Below are 25,113 nucleotides of genomic sequence, written 5' to 3'. Positions count from 1 at the left end.
TTAACGGACCTTCAAGGTGGCGAGGGCAATCAACACCAGCATCAAAGAAATAATCCAAAACCGTACGATCACCCGAGGCTCTGGCCAGCCTTTCAATTCATAATGGTGATGAATCGGCGCCATACGGAAAATCCGTTGTCCCCGCAGTTTGTACGAGCCTACCTGCAAGATCACTGAGATGGTTTCCATCACGAACACCCCGCCCATGATGATCAATAGCAATTCTTGACGGACCAGCACGGCGATCGTGCCCAATGCACCGCCCAACGCCAGTGAGCCCACATCGCCCATAAAAACTTGCGCCGGATAAGTGTTGAACCACAAAAAGCCCAGCCCCGCGCCAACAATGGCCGCACAAACCACAACCAGTTCACTGCTGTATTCGATATACGGAATATGCAGGTAGCTGGCGAAATTGACGTTACCGGTCGCCCAAGCAATAAAGGCGAAGCCGCCGGCAACCATCACGGTTGGCAAAATGGCCAAGCCATCTAAGCCATCAGTAAGGTTCACCGCATTGCTAGTTCCCACGATGACAAAGTAAGTGAAGACAATATAAAACAGACCAAGCTGGGGCATCACGTCTTTAAAGAAAGGCACCACCAGTTGTGTCGCCGCGGTGTCATTGCCATGGGCGTAGAGCGCGAACGCCACCCCGAGTGCGATCGCAGATTGCCAAAAGTACTTCCAGCGGGCGACTAATCCATCGGTATTTTTACGCACTACCTTGCGGTAGTCATCAACAAAACCAATCGCACCGTATCCCAGTAGCACGACCATCACAGCCCACACATAGGGGTTGGATAAATCGGCCCACAACAAAACGGTTAAACTAATGGCAGCAACAATTAAGACCCCGCCCATCGTCGGCGTACCGCGTTTGCTAAAGTGAGATTCGGGGCCCTCCTCGCGAACAACTTGACCAATCTGCATCGACTGTAAACGTCGAATCAGACGTGGGCCGGCCCAAAGCGAGAAAATCAATGCCGTCAGTGCACTAACAATGGCGCGAAATGTCAGGTATTCAAACAAGCGCATTGAGGGTAAAAGGTTTTGTAGTACTTCCGCTAGCCATAAAAGCATTAGCAAGCCTCCTTGATTGCGGTGACAACCGCTTCCATCGCCATCCCTCGGGCGCCTTTAATCAGTATCGTGTCAGGTGTTTGTGTTTTTATCATGGCTACTACGTGCGCAATCAGCGCCTCTTTACTGTCAAAATGATCGCCGCCACAGCGTTCGCTGATCACACGGCTATCGCGTCCGGTCGTGAAGACACGGTTAACAGCAGCTTGCGCCGCATGCTCTCCAACTTCACGGTGCATTTGCTCACTGTATTCACCCAGCTCTGCCATATCACCGACGATCAACCAACGCTCACCTGGATAGCTGGCTAAAACATCAATGGCAGACTTCATCGCTGGGACACTGGCGTTATAGGTATCATCAATCAGCCGTAACCCTGGGCGAGGCTCACTCACTTGTGTGCGTCCTGCGACGTTTTCTACCGACTCAAGCCCGGCCACGACATCCACCAGACTCACGCCGGGTAACTGCATCGCTGCACAACCGGCCATTAACGCATTGATAATATTGTGCTTGCCCGGTAGCGGCAGCATCACCGACTGTTGGCTCTGTCCGTCACTCAGCGTGAGCTGATAACAGCCCGCGGTTGTCAGGGCACTATCAATCAAGGTCAGGGGGGCGGCTTGCGTGTCTGTTACCGCAATCACCTGCTTATCTGCCAGGACGTCACCCCATGTATCACCACCGTGGCTACCCTGATTCACCAACGCTATCCCGCCTTCGGGCAGCCCTTGATAAATTTCGCCTTTGGCAACAGCCACTCCCTCTAATGAGCCGAACCCTTCGAGATGGGCCGCGGCTAAGTTAGTGACCACGGCAATATCAGGCTTGACCAATGATGTGGTATAAGCAATTTCACCAATATGGTTAGCGCCGAGTTCAATCACCGCATAGTGGTGTGCAGGAGTGAGTCGAAACAACGTCAGCGGAACACCAATATCATTATTGAAGTTGCCGGCAGTCGATAACGTGGATCCTTTCTGTGCCAAGATCGCCGCCAGCATTTGTTTGACTGTGGTCTTACCGCAGCTCCCCGTGATCGCAATGGTCGGCACCTGGCATTGCTGTTTGACCCAAGCGCCTAACTGACCCAGGGCAAGGCGTGTATCGTCCACCAGCAATTGGGGAATATCAATGTCCAACTGGCGCGAAACCACCATCGCGGCGGCGCCTGAAGCTTTTGCCTGCTCAGCAAAATCGTGGCCATCAAAACGGTCACCTTTCAGCGCGACAAATAGTGCCCCCGCGCGCAGCTCACGCGTATCGGTGGTAATGGCATCGATCGGCGGCGTACCCGACGCGTGATCGGCATAATACACAGTGGCCCCTATCGCATTCGCCAATGTGCTGAGGGTTGTCCGAATCATGATAACTCCTTGAGTCGCGCCGCGACCGTCTCGCGGTCAGAGTAATGCACCTTTCCATGCGCGAGCACTTGATAGTCTTCATGGCCCTTGCCCGCCACCAAGACAATGTCGTTGGCTTGCGCTTGCTCGATGACCTGCGTCACCGCTTGAGCGCGGTCATGCTCTACCCATACACGTTCGGGGTTGTGCAGCCCCGCGAGCATATCTTGCGTGATCAACTCAGGGGCCTCACCGCGAGGGTTATCATTGGTCAACACCACCTTGTCGGCATGCTGTTCAGCCACTCGGGCCATCACCGGGCGTTTACGCGTATCACGATCGCCGCCACAGCCAAATACACACCAAAGTGCGCCGATGCAATGACGTCGTAAGGCCAGTAGTGCTTTCTCAAGCGCATCGGGCGTGTGAGCATAGTCAACCACCACGGTCGGTTTGTCAGGCGCAAGAAAAACCTCCATGCGCCCCACAACCGCTTGTAACTGCTGACTACTCGCCAACAAGGTTGATAACGAATAACCCAGCCCCAGCAAGGTCGCCAGGCTCACGAGGAGGTTGCTGACATTAAAATCACCCACTAACTCTGCATACATGTCACCCTGGCCCCACGAAGAGTCAATACGAACACAGACCCCCTCGGTGGTATAGGTCACCGACTGTGCCAGTACATACCGGCCGGCGTGAGCACTTAATGCGTCGGGCTGCATAGCGACGGCAATCGCGTCAGGCCATTGCTGGAGCCAAGTGCGCCCCACGGCATCGTCAGCGTTTATCACTTTGAGCGGAGAGCCCAAATCAAACAGTTGCTTTTTCGCCGCCGCATAGGCATCTAAGGTGCCGTGATAATCGAGATGATCATGGCTTAAATTGGTAAACACGGCCGCATTAAACGCGAGGCTAGCAACGCGCCCTTGCACCAAGCCATGTGAAGACACTTCCATCGCGACATGGCGTGCACCTTGCTGCGCAAACGCCGCAAGCTGGGCTTGAATACCAATGGCATCGCCCGTGGTGTTTTCCGCCGCTTCTAATTGGCCAATAAAGCCATTGCCGGTGGTGCCCATCACCGCGGTCCGCTCACCTAAGGCATCTAACCACTGTGCAATCAATTGGGAGACTGTGGTTTTACCATTGGTGCCGGTCACGCCAATCATGCCTATGTGCTGTTGCGGGTGCTGATAAAAACGCGCGGCTAATGCCGATAAGGAAGCAGGTAAAACGCATAAACTGATGAGCGGCACATTCTGATACCACTGCACAGCATTTTGCTCCGCTTGCTGCACCACAGCCACAGCACCGGCCTGAATCGCGGTATCGATAAACTGGCGACCATCAACTTGGTGCCCTTTTATCGCCACGAATACATCACCTTGACGGATTTTGCGGCTATCCAAGGATAGGTGCCGTACCGGCATCGAGGGCACATCCGCCAGCCAAGGGCTCAGCCATTGGTTTAAATCATTCATCGCCATTCACTTCATTTGCATGCTTTGCTACTTGCAACGCCGGACCCGTACCGGCATCCGGTGCAATGTTTAAAATCTGGAGTGCGCTTTTCATCACGCTCGAAAACACAGGTGCCGCGACCTGCCCCCCATAATATTTATCGCCTTGCGGCTCGTTGATCACCACCACCATGGCCAGCTTAGGATCGCTAATGGGTGCCAGCCCCGCGGTGTAACCAATATATTCGTCGCCATAGCCACCGGCGACAGCGACTTTCGCGGTCCCGGTTTTGGCGCCAACGCGATAGCCATCAACCGCGGCACGACGCGCACTGCCGCCTTCTTGGGTCACCCCTTCCAGCATTTGCAGGACTTTATAGGTATTTTCGCGCGAGGCAACTTGCTTACCTTCTGTGACGCCTTCACGCTTTAAAATGCTCAGTGGTCGATTAATGCCCAGCGACCCTAGCGTGGCATAAGCACGCACAAGCTGAGTCGGTGTCACCGATAATCCATAGCCAAAGGCTAGCGTGGCACGTTCAAAATCTGACCAACGACGCCGAGAGGGGAAATGGCCCACTGATTCACCAACCAGCTCAACGCCCGTACCGGTGCCGAGCCCAAAGCTGCCATATTGACCTAATAAGGTCTCTACAGGCATGGCTAATGAGAGTTTACTCACACCGATATTACTGGATTTTTTGAGAATACGCGCAAGGTTAGCTTTGCCGACTTTAGAAACATCACGCACTCGACTGCCACCGATTTGCATAATGCCGTTGCCGGTATCTATTACGGTGTCCATATCGGCAACACCGTTTTCTAATGCAGTGAGTACCACAAAAGGCTTCATGGTTGAGCCCGGTTCAAACACATCAGTAATCGCGCGATTACGCATGTTAAAGCTTTTGAGTGAGCTACGATTATTGGGGTTATAGGAGGGGGCGTTGACCATGGCCATCACTTCACCGGTCTTCACGTCCACCATCACCAAAGAGCCCGAGGTGGCGCGGTAATCGGCGACGGCTTGTTTGATAGCACGATACGCAATGGCTTGAAGACGCTGATCGATGCTCAGCGTCAGCGACTGGCCTTCTTTTTTATCTTCGGTGGCAATATGCTCCACGACACGGCCAAATCGGTCTTTACGCACCGTGCGTTTACCATGCTCACCCGCTAACCAATCATCAAATCGGCGTTCGATCCCTTCTAAACCATGGCCGTCAATCCCAGTCATCCCAACAAGGTGTGCACTGACTTCCGCACTGGGATAAAAGCGGCGTGACTCAGCTTTTAACCCTATGCCAGGTAACTCAAGCTTATCAACGTACGCTGCCATGGCTGGGCGCACTTGACGTTGCAGATAAATAAAACGCCGCTGCCGATTAGCCTGAATTTTATCAATCAAGGCTTGCCGATCTAACCCCAAAACATCCGCAAGCGCATGCCAGCGATCGACGTTTTTTAACCCTTGGTGTTTGAATACCGTCACCGGATCCGCCCACACGGCTTGAACAGGCACACTGATCGCGAGTGCCTCACCTTGACGGTCGGTGATCATGCCTCGCGCGGAAGGAACCTGCTCTGTTCGTATCGAACGCAGATCCCCTTCGTGGCGTAACCGATCGGGCTCAATCACTTGGATATAAGCGGCGCGCGCCACCAAGGCAGCCAAGGCTAAGCCAATAAATACGCAGACAAGACCAAAGCGCCACTGAATCAATACCGGTGGCGCTTTGGGTGTACGGCGATTAGTTGACTTAGTAGAACGTTTTTTCACCGGTCGTTACTCAAAGGTCGCGTTACAATCACTTCGTTCTCACTGGTGGGACGAATCATGTCAAAAGACTGACGCGCCACGGATTCCACATGGCTATGTTCAGACAACGCATTTTCCTCTAACAATTGATTGCGCCACTCCACTTCAAGGGTTTCACGTTGCTCTAATAGCGCGTCCTGTTTGGCAATCAAATTACGCGTTGATTGGGTCATCGATACCACGGCAATCGCCGAAACCAATACCGCCAGCAGTAACCCTAATGGCAACTTCCCGATTGCCAATACATCCTGGCCTATCTGCTTAGCGAGGCTTGGGCGCGGTTTCATGCGTTATCCTAACTTTTCCGCCACGCGTAATACCGAGCTTCGCGCCCGGGCGTTATGCGCCACTTCTTCCGCGGACGGTTTAATCGCCTTGCCAATCGGCTTCATTGCCGCCGAACCGAGCTCGGCAATCTGTGCTTCGGTCAAAGGCACCCCTTTGGGCACATCCGGTCCTTTACTTTGCTTACGGATAAAGCGCTTGACCATGCGATCTTCTAACGAGTGAAAGCTAATCACTGATAAGCGTCCACTCGGGGCTAAACTGGCGAGCGCGCCTTGCAGTGCTTGCTCGATTTCATCCAGCTCACTGTTGATGTAAATCCGAATCGCTTGAAAGCTACGTGTCGCAGGGTGCTTTTTCTTCTCTCTAAACGGCACCGCGTGATCAATCAGCTTGGCAAGCTGATTGGTCGTGGTCAGCGCAGGTGCTTCTTCATCTTCACGGTGACGAACAATGGCATTAGCAATCCGGCGCGCAAAACGCTCTTCGCCGAACACTTTTAATACCCAAACAATATCATCGACACTGGCGGTTTCTAACCACTGTGCGGCCGACTGGCCGGTGCTCGGATCCATACGCATATCAAGCGGGCCATCATGCATAAAACTGAAGCCACGGCTAGGGTCGTCAAGCTGGGGCGAAGACACGCCCAAATCAAGGAGGATCCCATCGACCTTTTCCGCTAGCCCACGCTCACTGAGGTACGACGCTATCTCAGAAAACGGGCCATGAATAATCTGGAAACGCGGATCATCGATGGAATTTGCCTCTTCGATCGCGCGTGGATCGCGATCGATAGCATACAGGCGACCGTTATCACCCAATTGCGACAAGATATGGCGCGAGTGACCGCCGCGACCAAAAGTACCATCGACATAGATGCCATCGGGTTTAATCGCAAGGCCGTCCACTGATTCATTTAATAGGACGGAAACATGGGTATATTGTTCTGACATACATTCACTTCATTATTTACAATGAGAGGTCTGCTAACCGCTCACTGAGCATCGGGGTTGATTCCGCCTGTGTGTCCATATCCTGGCGAATTTGTGCCTGCCACGTCTGCTCGTCCCAAATCTCAAATTTGTTGAGTTGGCCAACCAGCATCGCTTTGCCGTCTAACCCGGCATATTGGCGCAAGGTCGCAGGCAGTAATAAGCGACCTTGTCCGTCCATTTCACAGTCAAACGCATGGCCAAGTAATAAACGCTGCAGGCGTCGCTCTGCAGGTTGAAAGCTGGATAACTGCGATAACTTCGCCTCAATCACTTCCCATTCCGGGACCGGGTACAGCGCCAAGCAAGGAAGTTGGTGATCGATCGTGCACACAAACTGGCCATCACAATGGTGAATTAACCCATCGCGATAGCGCGTTGGCAGAGCAAGTCGCCCTTTTTTATCGACCGAAATGGCGCTGACGCCACGTAACATGACGTTATTTTCCCTTTTTCACCAAGATTATCCACTTTACACCACATTTTCCCACCCAGAAGTGTACGTAGCAGGTAAAAAGAAAGTCAAGCAAGCCATGACAGTGAGCAAGATCACACCTGGGAAGATTAAAGAAGGTTTTCAGCGGCTTAATCAATACATAAACAAGCCGATGACATTCGGTTATAACCAAATCGTCTGACTCAAACGCTGAAAAAGAGAGGGCGAGCCAAAAAGGCTCGCCCTAAAAGGAGGTGAGTTGGCCTGTAAGCCGGGTTCTGTACCGTAAAAACGGTGGTAACCATTCGTCTAGGCCTGCAATCGCTCACAGGCTCCAGCAACCTACCCGTCCCCAAACGCGGGCCGCGCCGATAGGGACCTATTTGGTCTTGCTCCGGGTGGAGTTTACCGTGCCACGAACTGTTGCCAGTCGCGCGGTGCGCTCTTACCGCACCCTTTCACCCTTACCTGTGCTCCGAAGAGCCATCGGCGGTATACTCTCTGCTGCACTGGTCGTAGGCTCGCGCCTCCCAGGCGTTACCTGGCACCCTGCCCTGAGGAGCCCGGACTTTCCTCCCCTTTATCAGTCTCCCAAAGGACATCAATAAAGCAGCGATTACCCGGCCAACTCGAGCGGGGGAGTATATAGAAGAATATTCACGCAAGCCAGCGTAAATCGCGCTCAGCTATAAATTCTCTAGGCCCCATTTATAGAGTGCGTTTTTTTTCACCGCATATAATTCCGCGACTAACGCGGCTGCTTTTTTTAACGGTAACTCGGCCGCCAATAGACCCAGCGCATGACACGCCGCGGTTGGCAAAGCCGTTTTATCCGCGCGATGGCCGGCGACCAATAACACCATTTCTCCACGTAAGCGGTTAGGATCCTCACTCAACCACTCAATGAGTTCACCCAACGGTGCCCCATGGATGGTTTCAAAGGTTTTCGTTAGTTCGCGCGCCAACACCACGCGACGCGCGTCGCCCAGTACCTCGCGCATATCCGCCAAGCTGTCACGAATACGGTGCGGTGACTCATAGAAAATCAAGGTACGCGGATCATCGGCCAATTCACGGAACGTATCTTGTCGCGCTTTTGTCTTAGGAGGCAGGAACCCTTCAAAACTAAAACGGTCTGAAGGCAAACCCGATGCACTTAATGCGGTGACTACCGCGCAGGCGCCAGGCAATGGGACCACTCTGACACCCGCCTCACGGCATTGAGTGACCAGGTGATATCCCGGATCGCTAATCAAGGGGGTGCCAGCATCAGAGACTAATGCAATCGACTGGCCTTGTTGCAGGCGCGTTAACAATGCAGCGGCTTTCTGCTGTTCATTGTGCTCATGCAACGCAAAAGTTTTCGCACTAATCGAAAAATGCGATAGCAACCGAGCCGTATGACGCGTATCTTCGGCCGCGACCACGTCGACACTGGCTAAAACATCAAGAGCACGCTGGGTAATATCAGCCAAATTACCAATCGGTGTTGGCACAATATACAGCGTGGGGTGAGCATGGTCGGATAGATTTGCATCAGTCATTTGTTTAACAACCCTTCGGCGATTAAGATAGGGGCAACGTTGTCACGGTTGAAATATGTTCATGGTTAAACTTACCCAGAAGCGTCAAAGTGTAACACGACTTATTACCCCTGTAGCCTTAGCATTGGCTTTAGCGGCTTGTAGTGCGCCGTCCACCACGCCAACTGCGCGTGATGTCATCAGTCAACCGGCAACGGAAAATTCGACATTTTATTTGTTGCAGGCCGAAACCAGCCAAGGTGAAAAGCAAAATGACTGGTTTTTACTGGCGATAAAAGCGCTAATTAACGAGCAGCAATTGAACCAAGCGGATGTGCTGCTGCAGCGCTTGGCTGAGCGCAATCTTAATACGGACCAGCGTATTGAATGGACACTCGCGCGTGGGCGCTTTTTGGCACAAACCGGCAAGCTAACCCAAGCCGATCAAGCGTTGGCCTTATCCCCTGATTGGCAGCTCACCGAGGGACAATATGTCCGTTTTTACCAGCAAAAAGCCAAAATTGCGCGTCAGCAAGGCAATGCCCTGGACGCGGTCAACAATCAGCACCGGTTAGCCAGCTATATTGAATCCGACCAAGCTCAGCAAGCATGGAACACGCTGTGGCAAGATTTACAATCGCTCAACCAGCGCGAGATCAAACAGCTTCAATCCAGTGATGATGACATCCTTGCCGGTTGGGTCACCTTGTTGGACATCGCGCGCCGCTACACCCGCGATCTGGCCGAGATGCAAAGCCAATTAGATGCCTACTTGGCGTCGCACCCTACGCACCCCGCGAACCAGTATTTACCGGATAATTTGGCCGATATCCAAGCACTGACCATCACACAACCCACTAATGTAGGGGTAATGCTACCACTGACGGATAAATTTGCTGATCAAGGGGATGCCATTCGTGATGGCTTTATTGAAGCCATGCTTGATGCGAAAACAGATCAACGCCCTCGTGTGCGCTTTTACGATACCAACGCCATGGATGTCGATGCGCTCACGCAACGTATCCGTGATGACGGCATCGACTTCGTGGTGGGGCCACTGCAGAAACATAAAGTCGCCGCAGTCAGTGACGCGCTCGCCGGCCAAGTGCCTTTATTGGCGCTTAACCAGCCCACGGATGAAAATTATACGCAAGGTGTGTGCTACTTCACCTTGTCACCCGAACAAGAAGCCGCGCAAGCCGCCGACCGTCTTCACCAGCAGGGGTATCAGTTCCCCTTAGTGCTCTACCCTGACTCCGCCTTTGGTCAACGGATCCGTGATGCATTTTCCGCCCGCTGGCAGTCACTCACCGATACAGACGTTGAGCAAGCGCCTCTCGGTGATCGTGATAAAATGCAAGCACGCATTCGTGATATCTTTGGTTTAGACGCCAGTCAGCGCCGCATTTCACAACTGAAAAAACTCACCGACTTACCCTTACAATCGCAAGCCCGTAGCCGTCGCGATATCGACGCCGTTTATATGGTGGCCGGTGCCGCTGAGCTGACCTTATTAAAACCCTTTATTGAGGTCGCGATTAATCCCGATGTCTTGCCGCCGAAACTCTATGCAAGCTCGCGTAGCAATAACCGCGCCGATGGCATGGGCCAATTAGCCGAGCTTGAAGGCATCGAATTCAGTGATATTCCTTTATTAGTGCACGCCCAAAGCGATGCGTATAAAAGCTATCAACAGCGTCATCCATCGCCAAGTAACAACACCACGCGCTTACATGCCTTGGGGATGGATGCTTACCAGCTGCTGAAGGGGCTACCACAAATGCAAGCCCAGCCGGGTTATCAGCTAAATGGTCAAACGGGGCAACTCTCACTCGCCGATCAGTGTATTATCCACCGTCAGCTAGACTGGGCGCGATTTGGTCAAACCGCCATTGAGCCTGTTGAGACGGAATCTCGCGGAGAGGCGCAGTGAAACAGCCTCAGTCCAGAGCAACAGGACAGGCTTACGAAGCACACGCTTGCCAATACCTAATGCGCCACGGGCTGAGTCTGCTCGATAAAAACGCCCATAGTCGTCGCGGCGAGATTGATCTTGTGATGCGCGATGGCAGTTGCTTGGTGTTTGTCGAGGTGCGTTTCCGGCGCGGGCACGGCTTTGGTGGCGCGGCGGCGAGCATTACCGCCACCAAACAACGTCGTTTAATTCTCGCCGCTGAGCGTTGGATGCAATGCCGCGGCATCAAAAGTATGCAAACCGAATTTCGCTTTGACGCTGTCACCTTTGATGGCAGCGTTGAGGCGGTCAACTGGATTCAAAACATTGTTCAAGGGTAAGTCATGCTAGAGAGCATTAAAGAGAGCTTTACCGAAAGTATTCAAACCCAAATCGCGGCCGCAGAAGCGATTCCCGAGTATCTATCACAATCGGCACAAGTAATGGTGCAAAGCCTACTTAACGGCAACAAAATCTTGTGTTGTGGTAATGGCGGTTCCGCCGCGAATGCCCAGCATTTTGCGTCTTGCCTGTTAAATCGCTTTGAGACTGAGCGTCCCAGCTTACCGGCTTTGGCGCTCACCACAGACACTACCACCTTAACCGCAGTGGCCAACGACTACAGCCACGATGAAGTCTTCTCCAAGCAAGTACGAGCGCTAGGGCAAGCGGGCGATGTGCTTCTGGCCATATCCACCAGCGGCAACAGTAAAGACATCATCAAAGCGATGGAAGCTGCCGTGACCCGTGATATGACCATTATTGCGTTAACCGGGAAAGACGGCGGCGAAATGGCCGGGTTGCTTGGCCAGCGTGATGTCGAAGTCCGTATTCCCTCGCAACGTACCGCGCGCATTCAAGAAGGACACCTACTCACTGTCCATTGCTTGTGTGACCTGATTGACCAAGTCCTCTTTCCTTCTCACGGAGAATAATTCATGCGCGTTATCATGACCTTGATATTGGCACTGACGCTGCAAGCGTGTTCCGCCATTTATTCCTCCGATCCTCGTACGACCGGAGAAGAGTGGCACGATACCCAAATTGGTCTCAATACCGCCGGGATCGTGAACAAAGCCCCGTTCAAAAATAAGCTTCGCGTTAAAGCGGCATCGTTTCAAGGGCAAGTTCTGTTAGTCGGGCAAAGCACCGACCAGGCCCTCACCCAGCAACTGGTTGAACGGGTCCGAGCCCTGGATAACGTCGATGTTGTCTATAACGAAGTCCGTGAAACGCCAATGGTTGGCTTGGCCGATATCAGTACGGATAGCTGGCTAACGACCCGAGTCAAAGCAGCCTTTGTCGCCGATGACCAGTTACGCGCGGTAAATATCAAGGTGGTCACTGAAGCCCGCGAAGTGTTTTTAATGGGCGCCGTCACCCAATCACAAGCGGACCAAGCGGTTGAGATAGCGCGCAATATTCGCGGTGTAGAAGGCGTGGTTAAGGCGTTTGAATACCTAGATGCGCCTCAATCTAAAAAGGATTAACGTTAAAAGACGTATTCTTTTGTGTGGGCCGGCATGATTGCTGGCCCTCTTATTTTCCGTCTTCATTCTTTTCTCGTCCGTTTCCACCGCATAGCATCTGCATTAGCTTTCTGATTGCCTCTCTATTTTCTTATTAAAAACAAACACGTCACATAGTCTATCCATTTAGCAACATAGGCAGATGATAATCGTAACAATACGCATTTTTAATGTGATTTTATTGGTTATTTTGATCTCGCCTTGATATAGTCCCGCCCCACAATCAAATGAGAACTATTTGCATAGGAGTATGACATGCATTTACGTTTAAGACCGCTCACCCTTGCTCTTATCGCCGCGGGAACGCTCAGTCTGCCCGCTCATGCTCAAGACCCAAAGCCGGTCGAGACAGTGACTGTCACCGCTGACAGCCTACAAGGCAAAATAGCGGTTAATGCCGAAGCGCTTGAAGCACGTCAGGCACAAGATCTAGAAGACATGTTCCGCGATACCGCCAGCATTAACGTCGGCGGCGGGATTGGCACCGGACAAAAGGTCTATCTGCGCGGTGTTGAAGATACCAACCTCAACATTACCGTTGATGGTGCAGCTCAAGGTGGCTACCTGTTCCATCACCAAGGGCGTTTAAATATTGAGCCTGAATTACTCAAACGTGTTGGCGTAGAGTCCGGACCTGCTAGCGCTGATAGTGGCCCTGGCGCATTAGGAGGTAGCGTCCGCTTTGAAACCAAAGATGCGCAAGACATGCTTCGCGCAGGGCAAGATATCGGTGCCCGTTTTTCCGCCGGCCACGAAAGCGCGGCAAATGCGACCTCGGGCAGTTCCGCTGTGTATGGTCGCCTTGGCGAATCACTGGGCATTCTTGCCTACATGAAAGGTCGCAATAGTGACGACTATCGTCACGGTGGTGGTGATTTACAACCTGCTACTGCCAGCCAACAGCGAAGCTACTTGATCAAGCTTTCGCTTCTTGAGCACGGTGATCATGATGTTCGTGTTAGCGCCGAACGTCGGACGGATGAGGGCGATTACTTTATCCGTGCGCACATGCCTGAATTCAGCCGTCAGTCACAGAGCTATCAAGAAACCGAGCGCGAAACCTTCTCTTTCCAACATCGCTGGGCGCCGGATTCTAACTGGATTGAACTGACCACCAAGCTCTATCAAAACACCCTCGACCTTGATCGCATTGAGAGCCAGACATTCAGCCGTTCACGCAATATTGGCGGTGATATTCGTAATCGTATGCGTTTCAATACCGGTGCTTTGCAGCATGACCTCACCGCTGGCATCGATATGTTCGAGCAAAAAACCGACAATATCGACTATAAAGAAGCGAATGGTCCTAACAACCAAGACAAAGCCAGAAACATTGGTGTTTTCTTGCAAGATAGAATGACAATCGGCGACCTTGGCATTGCTTGGGGTGCCCGTTTTGATGATTACCACACCGATTATGGCCAAGCAGGCGAGATCGATGGCAGTAAAGTATCACCGAACCTACAACTGAGCTATCAAGCCACTGATAACCTCCGTCTTCATGCTGGCTACGGCGAAGCCGTGCGCGGTGCCAAAACCCGCGAAGTATTGTTGATCGGTGGTGCCGTTGATGTGGAAAAAGGCTTAAAGCCCGAACAAGCTAAACAAGCTGAAATCGGTGTTGAATGGCAAGGTTATGGGATGCTAGCCGAACAAGACATCCTGAGTTTTGCAGTCACCGGCTTTAATACTCAAATAGAAAACTACCAGGCGTATGATCGCGGTAGTGACCCACACTACCTTTACAATCTAGAGGATGATGTGACGAGCCAAGGTGTCGAAGCCAGTGTTAACTGGGCGCTCAAGCAGCTCGATACCCGACTGAGCTATAGCTACGTCGACATGGAAGATGAAAATGGCGATCCTTTGGGCGACGCCATGGCAATTGGCGCGTCAGTCGGTAACACTTGGGTGTGGGATACGCAATATCAGCTAGTCGATACCGATGTGAGCTTAGGCTATACCCTTACCGGAGTGGAAAGGCTGACCGATGTGCCAGAAGGTAAACACGAGAAACCTGGTTACATGGTTCATGATGTACGCGCACAGTGGCAGCCAGCAGCCTATCAGGGGCTTACTGTTTCACTCGCGGTCAATAACCTGCTCGACAAAGAATACAGCGAGCATAGCTCGTTTACCTTAAGCAGCGGCAATAGCATGCCTGAGCCTGGGCGCGATGTTCGTTTAGGTATGAGCTACAGCTTCTAAACCACACTTAGAGAATGATCAAATAAACTAAGGGCCGATATGTTATCGGCCCTTTTTTAATCTCTTCACGCTCGCGATTGATTTGCCAAAGCACTGATGTCATCACCTTACCTTGTCGCTAAGCGTTTACTTTCAGCACTACAGCTTGCGTCTCAGTAACAGCAAGGTGATCACCAGAAAAATGACACTTGGGGTGATAGCACCAATGGCCGGAGGGAGATGATACACCAAACTCATCGGCCCAAAGACTTCGTTGGCGATATAAAAGCCAAAGCCAAAAATCACCCCTGATAGCACCCGCGCACCCATGGTGACACTTCGCAAAGGGCCAAAGACAAAACTCAGCGCCAACAGCATCATCACCGCGATCGACAGCGGCTGTACCGCTTTGCGCCACAGGGCCAGCTCATAACGTGACGCATCTTGCTGTGACGCTTTAAGGTAGGACACATAACTATACAAACCCGATAGCGGTAGCTCTTCGGGTTTCACCGTCACCACCGCTAATTTGTCAGGCGTCAGTGTGGTATTCCAAACCAATTCATCCTGCTCTACATTGCTCAGCGCGGTTTGATTTTGCATTCGCGTAATGGTCACATCTTTAAGCATCCAACTGTCTTTATTGAGATAATCAGCACGCTCAGCAAACACCACATTGGTCATGGTTTGCTGGTCATCAAACTTCCAAATGCTCACACCGGTCAACGTATCTTGCTCATCCGCGCGGGCGATATAAATAAAATCGTCGCCATCTTTCGCCCAAACCCCACGCCGCACCGACATCACGTTTCCACCTGATTTGGCAATGGCACGCAGCTCACGAGCGGCTTTTTGGGCATCCGGTGCGCCCCACTGGCCCAGCACCATCACAATCAACATTAACGGAATGGCCGTTTTAAGCACTGATAGGCCAATTTGGAGTTTCGACACCCCAGCGGCCTGCATCACCACCAGCTCTGAGCTTGAGGCCAGCATTCCCAAACCAATCAATGCCCCCAGCAAAACCGCCATGGGGAAGAACATTTCAATATCGCGCGGCATGCTGAGCAACACATACAAAATCGCTTTACCCATGGTGTAGGTACCATCACCGACCGAGCGCAGCTGCTCGACAAACTTGATGATCGCAGACAATCCCACCAAGGTCGCCAAGCACAGTGACGAGGTGCCTATCAAAGTCCGGCCAATATACCAATCAAGAATGCGAAACATCAGGCAGATCCTTTTAAGCTAGCTTTGAGTTTTCTCACCGGTAGCGAATCCCAGCTGGCGAGGATCACGGCCAGTAATAAGGCGGCCACATTGATACTCCACAGACCAATTTGTGCGGGCAGATCGCCATCTTCTACCGCGGATTTCGCCGCGCTGATCGATAAAAAATAGGCCAGATAAATCATTATCGCGGGGAAGAGTTTGGCAAAGCGTCCCTGACGCGGATTCACCGCCGACAACGGCACCACAATCATGGTCATCAAGGGGATACACAATACCAAGGAAATACGCCACTGCAGTTCGGCGCGCGCCTTCAAACTTGATTCACCAACCAATTGCAAGGTTGGCATCGCATCCCAGTCACGACTTTTTTCACGCACTTCGCGCTGACCAATCAATACCTGATAGTTTTTATAGGTCGTTACACCATAGTTAAGCTGAGTCGGTACGCCCTCGGTACGGGTTCCCTCTAACAAATCCAAGACTTGTCGACCGTCAGGCAGCTCAGACACATAGCCTTTATCGGCCACCACCACATTCGGCAGTAAAGAGCCTTGGGGGACGGGCTGAGCGACAAATACCTGCTTGAGCGTTTTACCATCATCTTCGATATTATCGACGAAAATCACCGCCTCACCCGATGGCGCACTTTGAAACTGCCCTTGCACCAACAATTCTAAACCGGATTTGGCCTCTAATTGCTCCATCACCTCGAGCTCTTGGTTATTGGCCCATGGCGTTAGCCAAAGCGAGTTAAACGCCGCCACGGATCCGGTGATAATCGCGAGATACAGCGCAGCGCGGATCAGAAACTCATTGCCAATCCCAGTGGCGTTCATGACCGTGATCTCACTCTCAGCATAGAGCCGCCCGAATGTAATCAAAATGCCGATATACAAGCTCAAAGGTAACATCAGCATTGCCATCGACGGCATATATAAACCGACTAAGGTAATGATCTGATTCCCCGGGATCGATCCTTCCGTGGCACTGGCAAGCACACGGATAAATTTTTGGCTAAAAAAGACCAGAAACAACACAAATAAAACGGCAACTTGTGTTTTAACTGTCTCCCGGATCAAATATCGAACAATTATCAAAGCGAAGGCACCTATGGAAAACTTGTTTTTTTACTCGAATAACTATAGTTTCTGGGTTAATTAGTTGTTTTCTAATCTTTCGGCCATTTGTTGACCGCCGGCTAATCTGGACGCATTAAATTGCGTTCAACAACATATAGAGGCGGCATTATCCAACATTTGGTCTCAATTGTCTTTAGGATCTAGGAGTACAAATGGAGTTCAGTGTAAAGAGCGGTAGCCCCGAAAAGCAACGCAGTGCCTGTATTGTCGTTGGCGTGTTTGAGCCTCGCCGCCTATCCCCCGTGGCCGAGCAACTCGACAAAATCAGCGACGGCTACATCAGCGCCCTGCTGCGCCGCGGTGATCTTGAAGGTAAACCCGGCCAAGTGCTCCTGCTACACCATGTTCCGAACGTGTTATCTGAGCGCGTATTACTGGTGGGTTGTGGTAAAGAGCGCGAGCTCGGCGAGCGCCAATACAAAGAAATCATCAAAAAAACCATTAACACCCTCAATGAAACCGGCTCGATGGAAGCGGTCTGCTTTTTAACCGAGCTACACGTTAAAGGCCGTGATACATACTGGAAGGTACGTCAAGCGGTTGAAAGCACCAAAGACAGTCTGTACACCTTTAACCAGTTCAAGAGTGTTAAGCCAGAAATTCGTCGCCCATTACGCAAAATGGTGTTCAACGTCCCAACGCGTCGTGAATTAAACCTGGGTGAGCGTGCCATCGCGCATGGCTTAGCGATCGCTTCTGGTGTGAATGCCTGTAAAGATTTGGGTAATATGCCACCGAACGTGGCGAACCCTGCCTATCTTGCCTCGCAAGCGCGCCGTTTAGCCGATGACTATGATGCGGTCACCACCCGTATTATCGGTGAAGAAGAAATGGACAAGCTGGGCATGCATTCCTATCTTGCGGTTGGCCGTGGCTCAAAAAATGAATCGATGATGTCGATCATGGAGTACAAGGGCAGCCCTGATCCAGAGGCAAAACCGATTGTGCTCGTCGGCAAAGGCCTCACCTTTGACTCGGGCGGTATTTCCATTAAGCCCGGTGCCGGTATGGATGAGATGAAGTACGACATGGGCGGTGCCGCATCGGTATTTGGGGTGATGCGTGCCTTGGCCGAGCTCAACCTACCTATCAATGTCGTGGGTGTGCTCGCCGGTTGTGAAAACATGCCAGACGGCCAAGCCTATCGTCCTGGTGACATCCTGACGACCATGTCAGGGCAAACGGTCGAGGTGCTCAATACCGACGCCGAAGGTCGCTTAGTACTTTGTGATGCCCTCACCTATGTAGAGCGTTATGAGCCAGAGTGTGTGATTGATGTGGCAACCCTCACCGGCGCGTGCATTATGGCCCTTAGCCATCACATCAGCGCCCTGATTGCTAACCAGAACCCCTTGGCGCACGATATTATCAGTGCCTCAGAGCAAGCCGGTGACCGTGCGTGGCGCCTGCCAATGACGGATGAGTTCCAAGAGCAACTCGATAGCCCCTTTGCCGATATGGCCAATATTGGTGGTAAAGGCGGTGGCACCATCACCGCGGGCTGCTTCTTGTCTCGGTTTGCCAAAAAGTACAACTGGGCACACTTAGACATCGCCGGGACTGCTTGGAAAAGCGGCGGCAAAGAAAAAGGTTCCACCGGCCGTCCCGTTCCTCTGCTGGTGCAATTTTTACTCAACCGCTCCGGGCTTGAATTGGAAGAGTAACCACGAACAGGAGGCCCACCGGCCTCCTTTTTTGTTGAAACTTTATCCGGCACTGGTGTCTGCACGCACAATCGGCTATGTTGATGGCTCCGCGCTACCCGGACACCCCGCTTTTGGGACGGAGGCCGTTTCTCACATTTAGGAGCGTATATGCCCACCGCCACCTTTTATCTTTTGTCGCCGCCCGAGCCGGCAGACGACAGCAACAGCCTGGGGCTGACACCTGAGCAGCAAGCGCGTGAACAACAAATACTGATAGACACGGCCATTGATTTGGCTTTTTACTACTATCAACAAGGGCAACGCATTTATCTGGCCGCACAGGACCAAGCCCAAGCGCATCAATTGGATGACGCTTTATGGCAACGTGACCCAGATACCTTCGTGCCCCATAACCTGGTCGGTGAAGGGCCGCGAGGCGGCGCACCGGTGGAAATAGGCTGGCCAGGTGTGCGCCATACCGGTCATCGCAGTGTGTTAATCAATTTGGCGACAGAGGCATCAAATTTTGCGCCTTCGTTTGCACAAGTGGTAGACTTCGTCCCTTGCGATGAGACGCTTAAACAGCACGCGCGTCACCGATATAAAGCATACCGACTGGCAGGCCTGCAACTTCATACCTTGGCCATCGACCAATCGCCCAACCCTTGACGATCTTTCAAGAGCGCTATGGAAAAGACATATAATCCACAATCAATTGAAAAAGCGCTGTATCAGCGCTGGGAAGAGGCGGGCTATTTCCGACCTCATGGTGATACCAGCAAAGATGCCTTTAGCATCATGATCCCACCTCCGAATGTAACCGGTAGCCTGCATATGGGCCACGCGTTTCAGGATACCATCATGGATACCCTGACCCGTGCCGCGCGCATGAAAGGTAAAAATACCCTTTGGCAAGTGGGGACCGACCACGCCGGTATTGCCACGCAGATGGTGGTGGAACGTAAGATCGCAGCCGAAGAAAACACAACCAAGCACGACTACGGCCGTGACGCGTTTATTGACAAAATTTGGCAATGGAAAGGCGAATCCGGTGGTACCATTACCCAACAGCTGCGCCGCTTGGGAGCCTCTGTCGACTGGGATCGCGAACGTTTCACCATGGACGAAGGATTCTCCAATGCGGTAAAAGAAGTGTTTGTGCGCCTGCACAAAGAAGACTTGATTTATCGCGGCAAACGCTTGGTGAACTGGGATCCGAAACTGCACACGGCGATTTCGGACTTGGAAGTGGAAAACAAAGACAAGAAAGGCCACATGTGGCATTTCCGTTATCCACTGGCTGATGGTGCCAAAACCGCAGACGGTAAAGACTACATTGTCGTTGCCACCACCCGTCCAGAAACCATGCTGGGCGATACCGGTGTTGCGGTAAACCCAAACGATCCGCGCTACAAAGATCTGATTGGTCAGCACGTGTTGCTGCCAGTGGTGAATCGTCGTATCCCGATCGTGGGCGACGAACACGCCGATATGGAAAAAGGCACCGGGTGTGTAAAAATCACTCCCGCGCACGACTTTAATGACTACGAAGTCGGCCAGCGCCACCAGCTGCCAATGATCAACATTTTGACCCTGAACGCGGATATCCGCGAGCACGCAGAAGTGTTTGATCACAAAGGCCAGCCAAGCACCGCCTACGCGAGCGACATTCCAGCCGCCTACCAAGGTTTGGAACGTTTTGCGGCGCGTAAAGCGATCGTCGCCGAATTTGACGCGCTCGGCTTGCTGGGTGAAATCAAAGATCACGATCTGACCGTCCCTTATGGCGATCGCGGTGGCGTGGTCATTGAGCCGATGCTGACCGACCAATGGTATGTGCGCACCGCGCCGCTCGCCGAGCCGGCTGTCAAAGCGGTAGAAGATGGCGACATTCAGTTTGTGCCCAAGCAATACGAAAACATGTACTTTGCGTGGATGCGCGATGTACAAGACTGGTGTATTTCGCGTCAGCTTTGGTGGGGTCACCGCATTCCTGCCTGGTATGACGACCAAGGCAACGTCTATGTGGGCCGCGATGAAGACGAAGTCCGTCGTGACAACCAGATTGGCGACGACGTCGCGCTGCGCCAAGACGAAGACGTGCTCGATACCTGGTTCTCATCGGCGCTTTGGACATTCGGCACCCTCGGCTGGCCAGAAAATACCGATGCACTGAAAACCTTCCATCCTACCGATGTATTGGTGTCAGGCTTCGATATTATCTTCTTCTGGGTGGCGCGCATGATCATGATGACCATGCACTTCATCAAAGATGAAAACGGCAAGCCACAAGTCCCGTTCAAAACCATCTACATGACCGGCCTGATTCGCGATGAAAGTGGCGCCAAGATGTCGAAGTCGAAAGGCAACGTGCTTGACCCACTCGACATGATTGACGGCATTGGTATTGATGATCTGGTTGCCAAGCGCACCGGTAACATGATGCAGCCTAAGCTGGCTGAAAAAATCGAGAAGGCGACCCGCAAAACCTTCGAAAACGGCATCGACGCCCACGGCACCGATGCCTTGCGCTTTACCTTGGCGGCACTGGCCTCTACCGGCCGTGACATCAACTGGGACATGAAGCGTCTGGAAGGTTACCGCAACTTCTGTAACAAACTTTGGAACGCCAGCCGTTACGTGCTGATGAACACCGAAGCGCAAGATTGCGGCATGAACGGCGGCGAGATGACCTTCTCAAACGCCGATCAGTGGATCGAGTCTCAGTTCCAACAAGCGGCCAAAGACTTTAACACCCACCTCGACAACTACCGTCTCGATATGGCGGCGGGCGTTTTGTATGAGTTTATCTGGCATCAATTCTGCGATTGGTACTTGGAGCTGACCAAGCCGGTGCTGTGGAAAGGTGACGACGCACAACAGCGTGCCACCCGTTATACCTTGATCACCGTGCTGGAGAAAACCTTGCGTCTGGCGCACCCTGTGATCCCTTACATCACCGAAGCGATCTGGCAGAGCGTTAAACCGCTAGTAAACGGCGTGGAAGGCGACACCATTATGCAGCAGCCTCTGCCGCAATTTGATCAAAGCCACGTGAACACCCAAGCGTCAGAAGACATTGAGTGGGTGAAGCAGTTTATCGTCAGCATCCGTAACCTACGTGCTGAGTACGATATTGCGCCAAGCCAACCGCTTGACGTAATGCTAAAAGCCGCCGATTCACGTGATGCTGATCGTGCGAGCAGCAACAGCACCACCTTAAACGCACTGGCCAAACTGGGCAGTTTCAAGGTACTGGACGGCAGCGAAACGCTACCGGCCTGTGCGTCTGCCTTGGTTGGCAGCGCTGAGATCTTGATCCCAATGGCGGGCTTGATTGATAAAGATGCCGAACTGGCGCGTCTGGACAAAGAGATCGCCAAAATCGAAGGTGAGATCAAGCGTGTTGAAGGTAAGCTTGGCAATGAAGGCTTTGTCGCTAAAGCGCCCGAAGCCGTGGTAGCGAAAGAGCGTGAAAAGCTCGATGGCTATCGTGACACCTTAACCAAGCTCGGTGAGCAAAAGGTCACCATCGCTGCGTTATAGTTCATCGGTCTTACCGATACCCTGTGATAAGCCACGCCAATCGGCGTGGCTTTTTTTATGCCCAACACCAGCACACAATTGGCTTGGTCACTTTCTCAACGGTTGTTGTACCAGCACTGATCGCCTTTGATAGCCCTTCTCTATCTAAAAGATAGTGAGAACCGTTTTTATTTGTCGACATGAACCGTACATACTGTCATTGTTGATTAAACGCGTGTTGCCGCGAAGGAGCTACACCATGAAAAAGACACTCAGTTTTGCCGCTATCCACTTTTCGATCGCCTTTACGGTCGCGTATGTGCTCACCGGCGATATCATTTTAGGTAGCTTAATTGCCATGACCGAGCCAACGGTCAACACGGGTGCCTTTTACCTTCATGAAAAAGTGTGGAAACTAAGCCGTCAAGCGCGTCCGGTGATTAAAACCGCCAGCTTTGCGGTGATCCACTTTAACGTCGCTTTCTTGGTCGGCTATTTGATCAGCGGTGATTGGTTAGTCGGTGGTGCATTAGCGCTGGTTGAGCCAAGCATCAATACATTGGCTTACTTTTTCCATGAAAAAATCTGGCAGCGCCGTCATGGGGTAAAACCCGCGCCGGTGCACCTTGGCCACCACCATTAAATAAAAAGCCACGCTAACGTGGCTTTTTATTTAGTGGTGCGAGTAAATTTACTCGCTTTCTGGGCTTTCTTCGTCTTCATCCGACTCGAAATAGGTGCCCCAGCCGTCGTAATCAATGTTGTGCTTGTCGGCCAACGCCACCAACTTTTCTACCTGCTCATCAATGCGTTCGGCATTCAAGGCGGTTTCCATGACCGCATCAAAGCAAACAATCGTGCCGCCCTCTTCCAGCTCGAGCTCTTCAGCCTCTGCTACCTCAAAGCCCATTTTAAAGGCCTCGACCGCCGCATCTTCCAGCGCCGCAAAGGTATCGGCGCATAAATGGTGCTCAATGGTATATAACGCATCCGGATCACTGCCGTCGGCAAGAAGCTCCTCGATAATCATGCGCGTTTCTTGGTGTTGTTGTTCAATCAGTTCAGCCTGTGACATAAGCGCGACTCCAGAAAATGAATACGGGCGCAATATGGCACGGTTTCGGCAAAAATGCCACGTTCGCTCACCGCGAAGCTGACGATAAAACCGCCAAGTTGATGAATTTTCTGTGACCTTGCTAGTTTGGCGAGATTGTTAGTGATTTGTAACATTGACCTCCCCTCGGAAGGTTGTCATTATTCGACCATCCAAGGAGGACATGAGACACGCCCACCCTGTGCAAACGGCCCGCATTCCCACCTTATCGGTGAGCACACATCCCGGATGTGCAAGGCGCTGTTTGTCTCATTGCCTGGCCCGTATTAAGGAAAAAGAGGACCTACCATGAGTGAGTTTTACGTTGGATCCGAAGTTGGGCAACTGAAGCGCGTTCTGCTTCATCGCCCTGAACGAGCGTTAAACCACCTAACGCCATCTAACTGCCACGATTTGTTGTTTGATGATGTTCTGGCGGTAGAGCGTGCCGGCGAAGAGCATGATATGTTCGCCCGCACACTCACGGATCAAGGCGTGCAGGTGCACCTACTGCACGACTTACTGGTTGAGACATTAGCCGAACCTGATGCCAAGCAATGGCTGCTCGACACCCAGCTCAACCAATACCGTCTTGGCTATCAATTTGCCAACGATGTGCGCGCCTACATGGCCGATATCGACCACAACACGCTCGCGGACATTCTGCTCGGTGGCTTAAGCTATATCGATTTACCCGTGCAATCATCCTCGATGATGCAAGCGATGCACGACAAAACCGACTTCGTGATTGAGCCGCTGCCCAACCATCTGTTTACCCGCGATACCTCCTGCTGGGTGTATGGCGGCGTCTCACTCAACCCAATGGCGAAATCCGCCCGCCAGCGAGAGACCAATCACTTGCGCGCCATTTACCGCTGGCATCCTGAGTTCGCGCAAAGCCAATTTGTCAATTACCTCGGTGATGAGGTCCGCGATTACGACAACGCCGCGATTGAAGGTGGCGACGTGCTGGTCATTGGCCGCGGCGCGGTCTTGATTGGCATGTCCGAGCGCACCACGCCTCAAGGGGTTGAACAGCTAGCGCGTAGCCTACTGTTTAGCGGTCAAGCCAAAGAAGTGATTGCGGTGCAATTGCCGAAAAACCGCTCATGCATGCACCTGGATACCGTGATGACCCACATGGATATCCATACTTTCTCAGTCTACCCCACGGTGATGCGCCCTGATTTGCCTTGCTGGCGCTTAACCCGTAAAGGGGAAGACAGCCTTAACGTGGAAGCACAGTCTTGCTACCTCACCGCGATTGAAAAAGCGCTGGATGTCGGCCCGTTAAACATCATTACTACCGGCGGCGACAGCTATGCCGCCGAGCGTGAGCAATGGAACGATGCCAACAACGTGCTGACCGTGCGCCCAGGCGTCGTGATTGGCTACGAAGGCAATACCTACACCAATGAAAAATATGATAAAGCCGGCATTAAAGTGCTCTCTATTCCCGGCGACCAACTCGGTCGAGGCCGAGGCGGTGCACGCTGCATGAGCTGTCCGCTAGAACGCGACGGTATCTAACTCTCGCCGGTTTCAGTTTAGCCGCTGCCTCGCCAGCGGCTTTATTTTACCGTCTACTGTTATGTTTAACCGCAACCTCTCGTATTCACGCCCGCCAACCGGCCTTAACGCCGCATCGTCACTTCTTTATCATTATCAGGATGTTATTAACAATCGGCCAAATGATCGGCAAAGAGACCTCATCCCGCTATCATGCTTTTTTATGAGTGAGTATTTACTCTAGTACCAGAAATGATTAACGTCGCAACAAGGTTACACGTTTTTTATGAACGGTACTCTCACCCCTTCGCTTTACACATAGCGTGTTGGGACAAAGACATCGCA

The 25,113-nt window shown here is 52.2% G+C and carries 22 protein-coding genes and 1 other RNA gene; 11 read left to right on the top strand and 12 right to left on the bottom strand.

What is annotated here, in order from left to right:
- From mraY to mraZ, 7 genes are read right to left on the bottom strand one after another with little or no spacing between them, the layout of a single operon-like run.
- Positions 1-1,083, bottom strand: a complete 1,083-nt coding sequence (gene mraY / locus BZG80_RS00820) for a phospho-N-acetylmuramoyl-pentapeptide-transferase (RefSeq protein WP_077678559.1) — start codon at positions 1,081-1,083, stop codon at positions 1-3.
- Positions 1,083-2,450 carry a UDP-N-acetylmuramoyl-tripeptide--D-alanyl-D-alanine ligase gene (locus BZG80_RS00815; protein ID WP_077678558.1) on the bottom strand — a complete coding sequence of 456 codons (1,368 nt, stop codon included), beginning with the start codon at positions 2,448-2,450 and terminating at the stop codon, positions 1,083-1,085. Before BZG80_RS00815 ends, mraY begins: the two co-directional genes overlap by 1 nt.
- Positions 2,447-3,919 (bottom strand): UDP-N-acetylmuramoyl-L-alanyl-D-glutamate--2,6-diaminopimelate ligase, encoded by a 1,473-nt coding sequence (gene murE, locus BZG80_RS00810; RefSeq protein WP_077678557.1) that lies wholly within the window; start codon positions 3,917-3,919, stop codon positions 2,447-2,449. The genes BZG80_RS00815 and murE overlap by 4 nt, the downstream gene beginning before the upstream one ends.
- Positions 3,906-5,672: a penicillin-binding transpeptidase domain-containing protein gene (locus BZG80_RS00805; protein ID WP_077678556.1), complete on the bottom strand. Its 1,767-nt coding sequence runs from the start codon at positions 5,670-5,672 to the stop codon at positions 3,906-3,908. The genes murE and BZG80_RS00805 overlap by 14 nt, the downstream gene beginning before the upstream one ends.
- A complete protein-coding gene (gene ftsL, locus BZG80_RS00800) occupies positions 5,669-5,998 on the bottom strand; it encodes a cell division protein FtsL (RefSeq protein WP_077459866.1) in 330 nt (109 codons plus the stop codon). The genes BZG80_RS00805 and ftsL overlap by 4 nt, the downstream gene beginning before the upstream one ends.
- Positions 5,999-6,001: 3 nt before the next feature.
- The gene (gene rsmH / locus BZG80_RS00795) at positions 6,002-6,952 is read right to left on the bottom strand and encodes a 16S rRNA (cytosine(1402)-N(4))-methyltransferase RsmH (protein WP_021022627.1); all 951 of its coding nucleotides are present in this window, start codon (positions 6,950-6,952) and stop codon (positions 6,002-6,004) included.
- Between the two features lie 16 nt (positions 6,953-6,968).
- Positions 6,969-7,427, bottom strand: coding sequence for a division/cell wall cluster transcriptional repressor MraZ (gene mraZ / locus BZG80_RS00790; RefSeq protein ID WP_021022628.1), 459 nt, complete (start codon positions 7,425-7,427; stop codon positions 6,969-6,971).
- Here mraZ and BZG80_RS15850 point away from each other — a divergent pair.
- Entirely contained in the window at positions 7,426-7,629 is a 204-nt protein-coding gene (locus tag BZG80_RS15850) for a hypothetical protein (RefSeq protein WP_077459867.1), read from the top strand. The two genes, mraZ and BZG80_RS15850, sit on opposite strands and share 2 nt — an antisense overlap.
- A 49-nt stretch (positions 7,630-7,678) precedes the next feature.
- Here the strand turns inward: BZG80_RS15850 and rnpB are convergent.
- Together rnpB and rsmI are read right to left on the bottom strand one after the other, a co-directional pair.
- Positions 7,679-8,059: RNase P RNA component class A (rnpB, locus tag BZG80_RS00780), an RNA gene on the bottom strand.
- Positions 8,060-8,113: 54 nt separating this feature from the next.
- Positions 8,114-8,971: a 16S rRNA (cytidine(1402)-2'-O)-methyltransferase gene (rsmI, locus tag BZG80_RS00775; RefSeq protein ID WP_021022630.1), complete on the bottom strand. Its 858-nt coding sequence runs from the start codon at positions 8,969-8,971 to the stop codon at positions 8,114-8,116.
- Positions 8,972-9,032: 61 nt separating this feature from the next.
- Here rsmI and BZG80_RS00770 point away from each other — a divergent pair, with 61 nt between their 5' ends.
- The 5 genes from BZG80_RS00770 (at position 9,033) to BZG80_RS00750 (ending at position 14,641) form a co-directional block, all read left to right on the top strand.
- Positions 9,033-10,883: a penicillin-binding protein activator gene (locus BZG80_RS00770; RefSeq protein ID WP_158009958.1), complete on the top strand. Its 1,851-nt coding sequence runs from the start codon at positions 9,033-9,035 to the stop codon at positions 10,881-10,883.
- Complete coding sequence (locus BZG80_RS00765) at positions 10,880-11,245, top strand: YraN family protein (RefSeq protein ID WP_077576216.1); 366 nt, start codon at positions 10,880-10,882, stop codon at positions 11,243-11,245. Before BZG80_RS00770 ends, BZG80_RS00765 begins: the two co-directional genes overlap by 4 nt.
- Positions 11,246-11,248: 3 nt before the next feature.
- The gene (locus tag BZG80_RS00760; protein ID WP_021022633.1) at positions 11,249-11,839 is read left to right on the top strand and encodes a phosphoheptose isomerase; all 591 of its coding nucleotides are present in this window, start codon (positions 11,249-11,251) and stop codon (positions 11,837-11,839) included.
- A 3-nt stretch (positions 11,840-11,842) separates the two neighbouring features.
- Positions 11,843-12,394: a BON domain-containing protein gene (locus BZG80_RS00755; RefSeq protein WP_077576218.1), complete on the top strand. Its 552-nt coding sequence runs from the start codon at positions 11,843-11,845 to the stop codon at positions 12,392-12,394.
- Between the two features lie 294 nt (positions 12,395-12,688).
- Entirely contained in the window at positions 12,689-14,641 is a 1,953-nt protein-coding gene (locus BZG80_RS00750) for a TonB-dependent receptor domain-containing protein (RefSeq protein WP_077576220.1), read from the top strand.
- Between the two features lie 138 nt (positions 14,642-14,779).
- Here BZG80_RS00750 and lptG read toward each other — a convergent pair whose 3' ends face one another.
- Both lptG and lptF read right to left on the bottom strand, forming a co-directional pair.
- Entirely contained in the window at positions 14,780-15,853 is a 1,074-nt protein-coding gene (gene lptG, locus BZG80_RS00745) for an LPS export ABC transporter permease LptG (RefSeq protein ID WP_021022635.1), read from the bottom strand.
- Positions 15,853-16,953 carry an LPS export ABC transporter permease LptF gene (gene lptF / locus BZG80_RS00740; RefSeq protein WP_021022636.1) on the bottom strand — a complete coding sequence of 367 codons (1,101 nt, stop codon included), beginning with the start codon at positions 16,951-16,953 and terminating at the stop codon, positions 15,853-15,855. The genes lptG and lptF overlap by 1 nt, the downstream gene beginning before the upstream one ends.
- Positions 16,954-17,147: 194 nt before the next feature.
- Here lptF and pepA point away from each other — a divergent pair, with 194 nt between their 5' ends.
- The 4 genes from pepA to BZG80_RS00720 all read left to right on the top strand — a co-directional run bounded on the left by pepA (position 17,148) and on the right by BZG80_RS00720 (position 22,809).
- Complete coding sequence (pepA, locus tag BZG80_RS00735) at positions 17,148-18,659, top strand: leucyl aminopeptidase (protein ID WP_021022637.1); 1,512 nt, start codon at positions 17,148-17,150, stop codon at positions 18,657-18,659.
- Positions 18,660-18,809: 150 nt separating this feature from the next.
- Positions 18,810-19,310: a DNA polymerase III subunit chi gene (locus BZG80_RS00730; protein ID WP_021022638.1), complete on the top strand. Its 501-nt coding sequence runs from the start codon at positions 18,810-18,812 to the stop codon at positions 19,308-19,310.
- A gap of 18 nt (positions 19,311-19,328) precedes the next feature.
- Entirely contained in the window at positions 19,329-22,187 is a 2,859-nt protein-coding gene (locus BZG80_RS00725) for a valine--tRNA ligase (protein WP_077678555.1), read from the top strand.
- 238 nt (positions 22,188-22,425) lie between these two features.
- The gene (locus BZG80_RS00720; protein WP_077459876.1) at positions 22,426-22,809 is read left to right on the top strand and encodes a DUF2061 domain-containing protein; all 384 of its coding nucleotides are present in this window, start codon (positions 22,426-22,428) and stop codon (positions 22,807-22,809) included.
- 48 nt (positions 22,810-22,857) lie between these two features.
- Here BZG80_RS00720 and rraB read toward each other — a convergent pair whose 3' ends face one another.
- Positions 22,858-23,241: a ribonuclease E inhibitor RraB gene (gene rraB, locus BZG80_RS00715; protein WP_021022642.1), complete on the bottom strand. Its 384-nt coding sequence runs from the start codon at positions 23,239-23,241 to the stop codon at positions 22,858-22,860.
- A 327-nt stretch (positions 23,242-23,568) separates the two neighbouring features.
- On the opposite strand from rraB, the gene arcA reads away from it, so the two are divergent.
- Entirely contained in the window at positions 23,569-24,789 is a 1,221-nt protein-coding gene (gene arcA / locus BZG80_RS00710) for an arginine deiminase (RefSeq protein WP_021022643.1), read from the top strand.
- The last annotated feature ends 324 nt before the right edge of the window (positions 24,790-25,113 follow it).

Source organism: Salinivibrio sp. MA440 (assembly GCF_001996265.1).
Classification (GTDB): domain Bacteria; phylum Pseudomonadota; class Gammaproteobacteria; order Enterobacterales; family Vibrionaceae; genus Salinivibrio; species Salinivibrio costicola.
This window is presented reverse-complemented; position numbering and strand designations above follow the sequence as displayed.